This is a genomic window from Bacteroides xylanisolvens XB1A (assembly GCF_000210075.1).
Classification (GTDB): Bacteria; Bacteroidota; Bacteroidia; order Bacteroidales; family Bacteroidaceae; genus Bacteroides; species Bacteroides xylanisolvens.
Genome location: NC_021017.1, coordinates 931,851 through 943,575, shown reverse-complemented (window position 1 = coordinate 943,575; position 11,725 = coordinate 931,851). Strand labels below are relative to the sequence as shown.

Annotated in this window: 10 protein-coding genes; 3 read left to right on the top strand and 7 right to left on the bottom strand. The window is 43.6% G+C overall.

What is annotated here, in order from left to right:
* Nucleotides 1–93: 93 nt before the first annotated feature.
* The 7 genes from BXY_RS03845 to BXY_RS03815 form a co-directional block, all read right to left on the bottom strand.
* Nucleotides 94–1,317: a tyrosine-type recombinase/integrase gene (locus BXY_RS03845; protein ID WP_004318751.1), complete on the bottom strand. Its 1,224-nt coding sequence runs from the start codon at nucleotides 1,315–1,317 to the stop codon at nucleotides 94–96.
* A 366-nt stretch (nucleotides 1,318–1,683) separates the two neighbouring features.
* Nucleotides 1,684–2,382 carry a LytR/AlgR family response regulator transcription factor gene (locus BXY_RS03840; protein WP_015531252.1) on the bottom strand — a complete coding sequence of 233 codons (699 nt, stop codon included), beginning with the start codon at nucleotides 2,380–2,382 and terminating at the stop codon, nucleotides 1,684–1,686.
* Nucleotides 2,383–2,478: 96 nt separating this feature from the next.
* Entirely contained in the window at nucleotides 2,479–3,540 is a 1,062-nt protein-coding gene (locus BXY_RS03835; RefSeq protein WP_015531251.1) for a sensor histidine kinase, read from the bottom strand.
* A 38-nt stretch (nucleotides 3,541–3,578) separates the two neighbouring features.
* On the bottom strand, nucleotides 3,579–4,799 hold the full coding sequence (locus tag BXY_RS03830; protein WP_015531250.1) for an ABC transporter permease: 1,221 nt from the start codon (nucleotides 4,797–4,799) through the stop codon (nucleotides 3,579–3,581).
* 177 nt (nucleotides 4,800–4,976) lie between these two features.
* Nucleotides 4,977–5,720, bottom strand: a complete 744-nt coding sequence (locus tag BXY_RS03825) for an ABC transporter ATP-binding protein (RefSeq protein ID WP_004313363.1) — start codon at nucleotides 5,718–5,720, stop codon at nucleotides 4,977–4,979.
* Between the two features lie 48 nt (nucleotides 5,721–5,768).
* Nucleotides 5,769–6,989 (bottom strand): efflux RND transporter periplasmic adaptor subunit, encoded by a 1,221-nt coding sequence (locus BXY_RS03820; RefSeq protein ID WP_015531249.1) that lies wholly within the window; start codon nucleotides 6,987–6,989, stop codon nucleotides 5,769–5,771.
* A gap of 19 nt (nucleotides 6,990–7,008) precedes the next feature.
* Nucleotides 7,009–8,406: a TolC family protein gene (locus BXY_RS03815; protein WP_015531248.1), complete on the bottom strand. Its 1,398-nt coding sequence runs from the start codon at nucleotides 8,404–8,406 to the stop codon at nucleotides 7,009–7,011.
* Nucleotides 8,407–8,624: 218 nt separating this feature from the next.
* Between BXY_RS03815 and BXY_RS03810 the strand changes: the two genes are divergently transcribed.
* The 3 genes from BXY_RS03810 to cydB are packed head-to-tail and all read left to right on the top strand — an operon-like array spanning nucleotide 8,625 to nucleotide 11,605.
* Entirely contained in the window at nucleotides 8,625–8,861 is a 237-nt protein-coding gene (locus BXY_RS03810; RefSeq protein ID WP_015531247.1) for a DUF4492 domain-containing protein, read from the top strand.
* Nucleotides 8,862–8,881: 20 nt separating this feature from the next.
* Nucleotides 8,882–10,429: a cytochrome ubiquinol oxidase subunit I gene (locus tag BXY_RS03805; RefSeq protein WP_004313358.1), complete on the top strand. Its 1,548-nt coding sequence runs from the start codon at nucleotides 8,882–8,884 to the stop codon at nucleotides 10,427–10,429.
* Nucleotides 10,430–10,462: 33 nt separating this feature from the next.
* Nucleotides 10,463–11,605, top strand: a complete 1,143-nt coding sequence (gene cydB, locus BXY_RS03800; protein ID WP_004313357.1) for a cytochrome d ubiquinol oxidase subunit II — start codon at nucleotides 10,463–10,465, stop codon at nucleotides 11,603–11,605.
* The last annotated feature ends 120 nt before the right edge of the window (nucleotides 11,606–11,725 follow it).

The following is an 11,725-nucleotide window of genomic DNA, read 5'->3' as shown; positions in this document are numbered from 1 at the left end:
TAAACATTAAAATTAAGAACTCTTATTTGACACTACAAAGATAATAAGCGTTTGCTTATTATGCAAATTTTTAGTGATTTATTTTATATATGATTATTCATTTTTCAAGTTGTCAAGTATTTCCCTGATTGCTTTATCAGCGTGTTTCCTCATTATTGTGACATAGTTGAAGATTGGTCTATCTTCTTTCATTGATTGCCCGATACAGTATTCCAGTGTACTAAGAGGAATTCCCAAGTCATATCCATGTTGGACGAAAGATTTGCGGGCTGAATACAGGGTGAATTTATGCCTGATTCCTGCCACCTTGCCCAGTTGGCTGATTTTCCTAGCCAGCAGGTTATAGCAGGAGGTATAGTTCTTGTATTTCCCGAATATAATTTTCCCTGTATTCTTTTTCATATACTTTTTTATAATGGGCTTTGCTTCTTCGGGAATGGAAAAGGAAATCAGGGAGTCCCCCTCTTTGGTGTTTTTGGTCTTTTTTCGGATGTAGTTTATTTCATCCGTCCGGAAATCGTATGCTAGTATGTCTACTAGGTTCATGCCGGCAAGATAATAAGTAAGCATGAAAATGTCCCGTGTGACGTTGAGATTGTAATGCTCTAAATTTGCATCCCTGATTGTCTTGAGTTCTTCCACTGTAATTTGGGTTTCTCTCTTTTGGGCTGATGGAATCCTGGCTGTAATGAAAGGGTCGATATCGTAGGTAACGTATCTCATCTTTATAGCATAGTTAATGATAACCTTTAGCAGGGTTATGTAGATGTTGATTGTGGTGCTTGACAGCTTTGTCTTTTTGAGCCATGATATGTACTGGTTCATTCTGATAGGGGTAATATGTTCCATGAGAGAACCGTTCCCGATGAATTGCATAAACTTGTTTGTGGCTAGCCGATAGAGTTTGTATGTCTTGGTACGTTCTTCTTCATCTATTTGGGACAGATATTCATCCACGATATCCTCGAACTTACGATGCTTTTCTCCGTTTAACGGGTTAGTTATCATTTTGACTAATTGCGTGCACGTGAGCGAATCAGGGTAGTCCAGTTCCATGTATCGCTTGAAATAAAGGTTGTATAGCTGTTGTAATTTTGTATTGAGAAAATCCTTGTCTGGACGGTGTACTATTTTACCGTTCTTAAACTCGTTTTCCCTTACCACTATATCCGTGGTGATGAATCTCGTTTCAGAGTTGTGTGCGACTCGAATTCTTATTTTGTGTGTCCCGTCTGATAACCTTTTTGCGGGAACTATTACCAATGTTAATGTAGCCATAATTTGTGTTTTTAGGGTAAAAATGGCGTTTTCGACCATTATTTTTTTAACATCCTATTGTAATTTACTTATAATCAGATTCTAATCGGGGAATTTTCCGACCATAATCCGACCATTTTATAGCGTCAAAAGTGACGTTTTTGCTCTCTATTATAGACTACTAATTGATAGGAAAAATAGTTCGATTGTGTTTTTAATATGCTGTATATCAATAAGATAAAAATCGGAAGCTCATGCTCGCTCGCAGGCTTCCGATCAACACAAAAACTAAACTAGACTTAACTAAACTATTCTATTCTTGGAATTTCACAATCCCTTTCTGTTCTTTGCAAAGGTAGATATAAAACGGATTTTGGCAAACTATAATCGACAAAAATCACTTTTTACCGATAAAATAATGAATAATCAGCTCCTTTCGTCAAGAAAAGTCTGAAAAACTTGCTTGTAACTATCGCTGATAGGAATATATGTCTTGTCAAACACGATACGTCCGCGGTCAATCACACGTATTTTATCTTTCTGTACGATGAAGGAGCGGTGCACACGTATGAAACGACTGAATGGCAAGAGCTCTTCCATGGCTTTCATACTCATCAGTGACAGGATAGGTTTGGGAGCGTCTTCCGTATATATTTTGATGTAATCTTTCAGTCCTTCGATATACATGATTTTCTTCAAGTCCACTTGTACTAGTTTGTAGTCACTTTTCACAAAGATACTGTCTATCTCTTCCGGTTTCTGCACGAGTTCGAACCATTGGAGAGCTTTGTTGGCAGCTTGCAGGAAATCAACGTATGAGATTGGTTTCAGCAGGTAATCGAGTGCGTTGACACGATAACCGTCGATGGCATACTGTCCGAAAGCGGTGGTAAATACAATACGGGTATGCGGATCTACCATCTTCGAGAACTCCAGACCGTTAAGCTCCGGCATCTGAATGTCCAGAAACAGGAGGTCGACCTCTTCGCCCGGCAATTCTTTCATCGCCTGAACCGCACTGGAATACTTTCCTGCAAGTTGCAGGAACGGAGTCTTATTCACATAACTCTCTAACAGGCTAAGAGCTAAAGGCTCATCGTCAACGATTGCGCAACGTAACATCATACTATTTTATATCTAAAGTTTTATATCTAAAATCTTGTACTTGACGCTTTATACTAAACATTTGTACTTGACGTTTTATACTGAACGTCTTTCTTTCTACTCTCTAATCTTGATACTCAATCTCGATTCGTATACTTTTTCATCTTTTGAGACGCCTTTCAACCACGTATAAGCTCCGGGATAAAGTATCTCCAACCGACGGCTGACTTGTTCCAATCCCACGCCCGAGCCACTCTTATCCTCCACTGTCTTAGGATGATTACTATTGCGGATTTCACAAATCACTTCCTTATCATTCTCCAAAATATGAATACTGATGAAACTCGATTCAGTAGGAGAGATGCCATGCTTGAAAGCATTCTCTATCAAAGAGATAAAGATAAGCGGAGCAATGAGCGTCTGACTGTCGGGCTGAATATCGAATTTAGTAATCATCTGCATGTTGGCGGACAGACGGATGCGCATCAGTTCGATGTAATTGCGGATAAAATCGACCTCCTTACAGAGAGGAACGTATGTCTGCTGGTTATCATATAACACATAACGAAGCAGTTTGCTCAACTCCTGAACTGCCTGTTGCGCCTTGTCTGAATCAAATGCAATCAATGCATAGATGTTATTCAGCGTATTCAGCAGAAAGTGAGGGTTCAGTTGGTTTCGCAGGTTCTTCAGTTCCGCTTCCGCACGGTTCCGTTCCGCCTCTTTTCGGGCAGCTTCGTTCTGTGTCCATCGGGCACTCATGCGGATAGCGGCACTTAGTCCGATAGTGAATACGAGACTCAACATATCCCTAAGGAAAAACAACCATCCCGGAGGCATCCCTGGTCTTTTTGATTTGGGAGCGAATGACGGATCGAACGTCAGACTTTGCCAGAGATGAAGCAACACACCGATGGCACATAAAAAGATAATATTGTAGACCACATATCTTTTGGCCTGACTCTGGAAAAGATAGCGGGGTACAAGAATGAAATAATTCACGTAGAACACAATCATGAAAGAGAGTGGTACGGCAAGGTGGCGTGTATAAGCCATCCAATTAATGTTCCCGTTCCCACGTTCGACGAAGAAGAACGGGAAACCGAACATAATCCCCCAGCTGATAATGTGTATCAGTACTTCCAGGGGACGACGTGCGGATGTAAAGGTTTGTTTCATAAAGACAAAGATAATTCTTTTATTGGTAATTATCCATTTTATTCGTATCTGATGGCTTCTATCGGATCTAAATCTGCTGCTTTCTTAGCCGGATACCATCCGAAGAAGACCCCTGTAACTGTACATACTGCGAAGGAGAGGAATACGCTCCACGGCTGGATATAGATAGGCCAATGCGCTACGCTCTTGACAATCCAACTGGCTCCGCAGCCGATAATCACTCCGATAATACCTCCCGTGATACTAATCATGATGGCTTCGATGAGGAATTGACTTAGAATGTCGACCCCGCGTGCGCCAACAGACATACGCAGACCGATTTCACGGGTACGCTCCGTAACGGATACATACATGATATTCATAATCCCGATACCACCCACTACCAGCGAAATACCTGCGATGCAAGCAAGCAGTGTGGTCATCAGATCGGTGGTTGAGTTGAGCATCGTGCTCAATTCCTGTTGGGTACGGATGGTGAAGTCATCATCATCCGAAGCCTTCAGTTTATGGTTGCGGCGGAGGATTGTACTGATTTCGTCAGTTGCATAGTCCGTCATATCCTCGGTGAGGGCAGAGGCAAATACTCCCTGCAAATACGTAACGGCAAGCAGACGTTTCATTACGGTGGTATATGGCGCAAGCACTACGGCATCCTGGTCTTGTCCCATAGAGTTGTACCCTTTTGCTTTGAGCACACCTACCACACGGAAAGGTATCTTGCTGAAACGGATAATCTTACCTACCGGATCACTTCCGTCCGGAAAAAGATTGTCTACTATGGTCTTTCCGATCACGCACACTTTGGCCGAACTCTGTATGTCGGCTTCTGTGAACATCTCTCCATTCTCAACAGTCAGTTGGCGAATATCGAGATATTCTGTTCCGACACCGTTCACCGAAGCCGGATAGTTGTTGTTACCGGCAATAAGCTGTCCCGATGACGAGACATTGGGACTGATGGCAGACAGGAAACTGGTCTCATCGCGCAAGGCCTCGTAATCGGCAAGCTTCAAGGTCTGCATCGCAGACGGGTCCTGCCGGACACCTCCACGCATATCGGCTCCCGGATGAATCATAATCATGTTCGATCCCATCTCGGAAATCTGCTGCTGGATGCTTTTCTTCGAACCTTGTCCGATAGCCAGCATCGTGATGACGGAAGCAACACCGATAATGATACCGAGCATGGTTAGAAAAGCACGCAGCTTATTGTTCGCCAATGCCCGGAGAGCTATCTTAAATAAATTAGTTCCATTCATGTTTATAAAGTTATGGAGTTATTAATGGGGTTCTGAAGGTATAAGGCTATTATAAGGTTATAAAGTTATGAGACTGTAAAATGTTGGCGTGATGCTCTAAGCATATCATCTTATAACTTCATTGTTCCTTATCACATGAATTGCTTCTTATAACTTCATTACTCCTTATCACATTAATTAATCCTCGTCATTCTTCGGCAATGCCGCCAGTGCTTCGGCGGCAGACAGAATTTTCGGATTGGCAGTATCCTCGATAACCTGCCCGTCACGCAGACGGATATTCCGGCTGCTATATTGCGAAAGCTCGGGATTATGTGTCACAAAGATAATCGTACGTCCCTCTGCATGAAGTTTCTGAAACAGTACAAGTATCTCGAAGGAAGTACGGCTATCGAGGTTTCCGGTCGCTTCGTCGGCAAGAATTACTGCCGGATTGTTGACCAAGGCACGTGCAATGGCTACCCGTTGCATCTGTCCGCCGGACATCTGGTTGGATTTGTGTTCCAGACGATCCCCCAATCCTACGGCCTGTAAAGACTCGATAGCGCGGCGACGACGTTCGGAAGCACTGACGGCAGAGTTATACATCAGCGGTAGTTCCACATTTTCCACTGCCGTTGTTTTAGGCAACAGGTTGTAGCTTTGGAACACGAATCCAATCTTCCGGTTTCTTAGTACTGCACGTTGAGGCTTGCTCATCGTACGTACGGGAATATCGTCGAGCAGATACTCTCCGCTGGTCGGGGTGTCCAGGCAGCCTAATATATTAAGCAGCGTAGACTTCCCCGAACCGGAAGTACCCATGATGGTGACAAACTCCCCTTCATTGATATTGAACGAAACGCCCCGCAATGCGTGAACGGTCTCGTCGCCTACCTGAAAGTTACGTTTGATATTTTGTATTTCAATTACTTTTTTCATCGTCAATAATGTGCTAATGCGCCAATTTGTTATTGGCACATTGAATAATTATTTTTTCTTCTTACTTCCCGGAGGACCCGGCATGAACGGACTTCTTTCTCCGCCATTTTCCATATTTCCTTCAGGTCCCATGTTTTCACCGGGCATTACACCTATAGTAGCTTCTGTTACCACCTTTGTCCCTTCAGGAATACCACTGATAATTTCGGTGGATATGCCGTTGCTGATTCCCACTTCTACCGGATGAGCGGTGAATGTAGTTCCTTCGCGAGTCCAAAGTTTGTGTTCGCCTTCGCAATCTTTCACTATATCATTATTGCCGATTAACGGTTTTTCCGGTGTGAATCGCAAGGCTTTGTTCGGAACGGACAACACATCTTTTTTATCAAGAATATAGATCGTTACATTAGCCGTCAAACGCGGTTTTAGTTTCAAGTCGGGGTTGGGGGCAGAGATGACTACCTCGTAGGTAACTACGGTGGTAGTGCTGCTCGTGTTGCTCGTACTGCTTGCGTCGCCCAAACGAATCTGTGTAACCACACCTTCGAATACATCATTCGGATAAGCATCTACCGTGAAGCTGGCACGCTGACCTTCCACTACACCGCCTATATCCGCTTCATCCACATCGGCTACTACCTGCATTTGTGTCAGGTCGGCAGCAATGGTGAACAGAGTCGGAGTTTCGAATCCGGAAGCAACGGTTTGTCCTGCTTCTACATCACGGCTGATAACAACTCCGTCAATCGGTGAAGTAATGGTAGCGTAAGACAGATTACGTTCCGCTTTCGCGAGCGATGCCTTGCTGCTGTCATAGCTGCTTTTCGCTTTCTGATAATTGTAGAGCGCCTGTTCGAAGTCCGTATCACTAATCAGTGACTTTTCGTGCAAGCCTTTGCTGCGTTCATAATTCTTCTTCTGATATTCATATTCGGCTTTCGCACCATCGTAAGTTGCCTGCTGTGAGGCCAGTTCACTTTGCAATGTGATGCGGTCCATTTCAGCAATCAGCTGTCCTTTGGTTACTACCGAGTTGTAATCTACGTGAATTTTGTCGATGATACCGGACACCTGCGTACCGACTTCTACTTCCGTCACCGGTTCGATGGTCCCTGTAGCAGTCACCGAATTTGAAATATCGCCTTTGCTGACGTTAGCAGTGGCGTACGTGACTTTGTGTTTGGCCGGTGAACCTGCAAAGAACCAGATTCCTGCACCCACTACCACAACGACTGCCACGGCGATTAGGATAATCTTTTTTGTTTTCATTCGTTTATTATGCTTTTATTTAGATTGCTAATTGATCTCCCTGATAGAACTTCAGCAACTGCGTATTCAGTATAGCCATATATTTAGCCTGAAGCTGTTCCTGCTGTGCTTGCAGCAAATTATTTTTTTCAGTAAGGAGTTCTACGGTATTCTTCATTCCCAAATTAAACTGTTCGCTAATCAACTCATAGCTGATTTGTGTACTTTTCAGCTTTTCGTTTGCGGCAGCATAACGCTGTTGCGCGCTGTTGGCATCCAGCCAAAGGCTTTCAATGGTTTTGTACAGTGCCTTTTGTTCGTCAAGCAAGGATAACATGCTCGTTTCGTACTGCAATTTAGCTTTTTGTACGGCACTTTTCGTTTGACGGTTATTGAAGATAGGCACACTGATAGACAGTCCGATAGAGTTGTTCCATCCGTTCTTCACTTGTTCTCCGAAGGTGAAATCGCTACCGCTGGTATGGTTGGTTCCGATTCCTGCACTAAGGCTGATGGTAGGGAAATAGCTCGATTTAGCGATATTGATACCCAGTTCAGAAGCCTCTACATTCAGTTTGCTCGCTTCAATCTCCGGACGAAGGCTCAATGCGCTGATGTACACATCTCTTTTGGTAGGCAGCGGAGCCAGCACATTTTCGTCGGACAGGGCAGGGAGGTAGATGTTCATTTCATTCTCCCCATCCAGTTCGAGCAGTTGTTTCAGTTGCAATTTGTAATCTTCAAGAGTGGCTTGCGCGGTGACAAGTTGGTATCGGTCGGTGCTCACCTGTGCTTCCAGTTGCGCGAGGTCACTTTTGGCAATACTTCCGGCATTCAGAAGTTCCTGTCCTCGGTCGCGCTGCGCAATGGAAACTTGCAGGGTGTTTTCGTTTACTTTCACAGATTCGGCTGCATAAAGAATCTGGATATATACTTGGGTGATAGACTCCTGAATATTATTTTCGGAAGTCGCCACATCCAGCTCGGCCATCTGATTATTCAACTTCTCCTGTTGGATGGTTTTCAACCGTTTATTACCATTATATAGAGTCCACGAAGCATTCAGTCCATAATTACCGTTGTAGCTCGTTTTGCTGTTGCTACTGATAATCTCGCTACCGCTCACCCGGCTACTTGTCTCTTGGTACGGACGATTCACCACCTGTTGGCCGGTAGAAAACGAAAGACTGGGGAACAAGGCAGCTTTAGCTGTCTTCACATCAATCTGCGTGCTGGCCGCAGTGATCCGGTTCTTGCGAATTGTAATGTTCTGCTCCTTTGCATAGTCGATGCATGACTGCAAGTCCCATTGATCCGGGATTTTCGTTTCTTTCAGCGTATCGACTTGCAGCGGAGAAACCTGGGCAGATATGCCGGACAGCATACTTGCTCCAAGAAATGTCATCACTGTCAATCTTCTTACATTTATCATATTCATACTTCTATTGATTTACTGTTAGCGAAGGTACGTACATATTATATATGCCGCAAAAACGATAGACGGATGACGTTATTTCGCCGTTAAATGATTTTTTTCTGTCGATAGGTAGGTTTTTGAAGAAAAACACGACAAATCTTGCAACTTTTTTGACTACTTGTTTGTTTTAATTATAAAAAATGTATATTTGTACTCATTACAAATTATAACGTAAACATATGAAGAATACACTGCTTACGATCTGGAACTTCTATTTGGATGGTTTCCGTAGTATGACCTTAGGACGTACCCTATGGGTTATTATTTTGCTGAAATTATTCGTCATGTTCTTCATCCTCAAAATGTTCTTTTTCCCTGATTTCCTCGGCGACCACCCAACGGATGCCGACAAAGGTACATACGTGGGAAATGAACTGATAGAACGTGCCATCCCCAATAAATCTACTGATTTTTAACTCTTAAACTACATAGGATTATGATTGAAAGTATTGACACCTCGCTGATCGATTGGTCGAGAGCCCAATTTGCGATGACAGCCATGTACCACTGGATTTTTGTTCCCCTCACACTCGGACTGGCAGTGGTGATGGGAATCATGGAGACGCTGTATTATAAAACAGGCAACGAATTTTGGAAAAAGACTGCCCAGTTTTGGATGAAACTTTTCGGTATTAACTTTGCCATCGGTGTGGCAACGGGTTTGATTCTGGAGTTTGAATTCGGTACGAACTGGAGCAATTATTCGTGGTTTGTAGGGGATATCTTCGGTGCTCCGTTGGCTATTGAAGGTATTTTGGCATTCTTTATGGAAGCTACGTTTATCGCGGTCATGTTCTTCGGATGGGGAAAAGTAAGTAAACGTTTCCACTTGGCTTCCACCTGGCTGACGGGATTGGGAGCTACGATTTCCGCGTGGTGGATTCTCGTTGCCAACGCATGGATGCAGCATCCGGTAGGCATGGAATTCAATCCTGACACTGTCCGTAATGAGATGGTCGATTTTTGGGCGGTGGCTACCTCGCCTGTAGCAGTCAATAAGTTCTTCCACACGGTATTGTCCGGCTGGGTGTTGGGTGCTATTTTTGTGGTCGGTATCAGTTGTTGGTACTTGCTGAAGAAACGAAATCGTGAGTTTGCACTGGCCAGTATCAAGATTGGTGCAATCTTCGGATTGGTAGCATCGTTGCTTTCTGTTTGGACGGGTGACGGTTCCGGTTATCAGATTGCCCAGACACAACCGATGAAACTGGCAGCAGTGGAAGGTCTGTATGAAGGCGGAACGAATGTCGGTCTGGTCGGAATAGGAGTATTGAACCCTGAAAAGAAGACTTACAACGATGGGAAAGATCCTTTCCTCTTCCGTTTTGAAATCCCGAGTATGCTTTCTTTCCTTGCCGAGCGTAATGTGGACGGTTACGTTCCGGGCATTACGAATATCATCGAAGGTGGGTATCAGTTGAAAGACGGATCGAAGGCTCTCTCTGCTGCCGAGAAGATAGAACGTGGTAAAACGGCTATCGGCGCATTAGCTGCCTATCGTGCTGCAAAGAGTGCCGGACACGAGGAGGATGCAAAGATTGCATATAATGTATTGCAGGAAAATATTCCCTATTTTGGCTACGGATATATCAAAGACGTGAACCAACTGGTTCCGAATGTTCCTCTCAACTTCTACGCATTCCGTATAATGGTAATCTTGGGCGGATATTTCATCCTGTTCTTTATAGTCGTTCTTTTCTTTATCTATAAAAAGGATTTGAGTAAGATGCGCTGGATGCACTGGATTGCTCTGCTGACAATTCCTTTGGGTTACATCGCCGGACAAGCCGGATGGGTGGTTGCCGAATGTGGTCGTCAGCCGTGGGCTATCCGTGATATGTTGCCTACGATGGCTGCTATCTCCAAACTGGATGTAAGCTCCGTGCAAACTACGTTCTTTATCTTCCTGCTCCTGTTTACAGTGATGCTGATTGCAGGTGTCGGAATTATGGTGAAAGCTATCAAGAAAGGACCGGACGCATAATACTTAATACTTATTACTTAATACTTGAATTTTATGTATATATTTTTGCAACAATATTGGTGGCTTGTCGTTTCCTTGCTGGGAGCCATACTCGTGTTCTTATTGTTTGTGCAGGGAGGTAATTCATTATTGTTCTGTCTGGGTAAAACCGAAGAGCATCGTAAGATGATGGTGAATTCTACCGGGCGTAAGTGGGAGTTTACGTTTACTACGTTGGTGACGTTTGGAGGAGCTTTCTTTGCTTCTTTCCCGTTGTTCTACAGTACCAGTTTCGGTGGTGCTTATTGGCTTTGGATGATTATACTTTTCAGTTTTGTATTGCAGGCTGTCAGTTATGAGTTTCAGAGTAAGGCAGGAAATCTGTTAGGTAAAAAGACATATCAGACTTTCTTGGTGATTAATGGGGTAGTGGGTCCTGTGTTACTTGGCGGGGCGGTGGCTACTTTCTTCACCGGTTCTGATTTCTATATTAATAAGGCCAATATGACAGACACTATTATGCCGGTAATCAGTCATTGGGGAAATGGCTGGCACGGATTGGATGCGTTGACGAATATCTGGAATGTAATTCTCGGATTGGCTGTCTTCTTCCTTGCCCGTGTATTGGGAGCACTCTATTTCATTAATAATATTGATGACAAAGAACTGACCGACAAATGTCGTCGTGCAGTACGCAATAACACAGTCTTGTTCCTTGTATTCTTTTTGTCGTTTGTCATTCGTACATTGGTGTCCGAAGGCTTTGCTGTTAACCCGGAAACACAGGAGATTTATATGCAGCCATACAAGTATCTCACAAACTTTATCGAAATGCCGGTAGTGCTGGCTTTATTCCTGATTGGAGTGGTACTGGTTCTTTTCGGTATCGGAAAGACATTGCTTAAAAAGACTTTTGATAAAGGTATCTGGTTTGCAGGAATCGGTACGGTGCTGACTGTTTTGTCTTTGCTACTGGTAGCAGGGTATAACAACACTGCCTATTATCCGTCATACACTGACCTGCAAAGCTCATTAACATTAGCCAATAGCTGCTCCAGTGAATTTACACTGAAGACAATGGCTTATGTTTCTATTCTTGTTCCGTTCGTGATTGCTTATATTTTCTACGCTTGGCGTAGTATCGACCGGCATAAGATTACCGAGAAAGAAATGGATGAAGGAGGACACTCATACTAATATATTAATTTGTATATTAGTCTTGTGTCTGTGTACTAATAATTTTGTCCATACACTCATACATTGTCCATATAGAATTTTGAAATAGAGATTCTAGTCGGAACAAATAAACTCCCCTTA

Coding starts and splice junctions, on each gene's coding strand:
- BXY_RS03825 (WP_004313363.1), bottom strand. CDS start 5,720: ATGAAAAAAGTAATTGAAATACAAAATATCAAACGTAACTTTCAGGTA.
- BXY_RS03830 (WP_015531250.1), bottom strand. CDS start 4,799: ATGAATGGAACTAATTTATTTAAGATAGCTCTCCGGGCATTGGCGAAC.
- BXY_RS03805 (WP_004313358.1), top strand. CDS start 8,882: ATGATTGAAAGTATTGACACCTCGCTGATCGATTGGTCGAGAGCCCAA.
- BXY_RS03845 (WP_004318751.1), bottom strand. CDS start 1,317: ATGGTCGAAAACGCCATTTTTACCCTAAAAACACAAATTATGGCTACA.
- BXY_RS03815 (WP_015531248.1), bottom strand. CDS start 8,406: ATGAATATGATAAATGTAAGAAGATTGACAGTGATGACATTTCTTGGA.
- BXY_RS03840 (WP_015531252.1), bottom strand. CDS start 2,382: ATGATGTTACGTTGCGCAATCGTTGACGATGAGCCTTTAGCTCTTAGC.
- BXY_RS03810 (WP_015531247.1), top strand. CDS start 8,625: ATGAAGAATACACTGCTTACGATCTGGAACTTCTATTTGGATGGTTTC.
- BXY_RS03835 (WP_015531251.1), bottom strand. CDS start 3,540: ATGAAACAAACCTTTACATCCGCACGTCGTCCCCTGGAAGTACTGATA.
- BXY_RS03820 (WP_015531249.1), bottom strand. CDS start 6,989: ATGAAAACAAAAAAGATTATCCTAATCGCCGTGGCAGTCGTTGTGGTA.
- cydB (WP_004313357.1), top strand. CDS start 10,463: ATGTATATATTTTTGCAACAATATTGGTGGCTTGTCGTTTCCTTGCTG.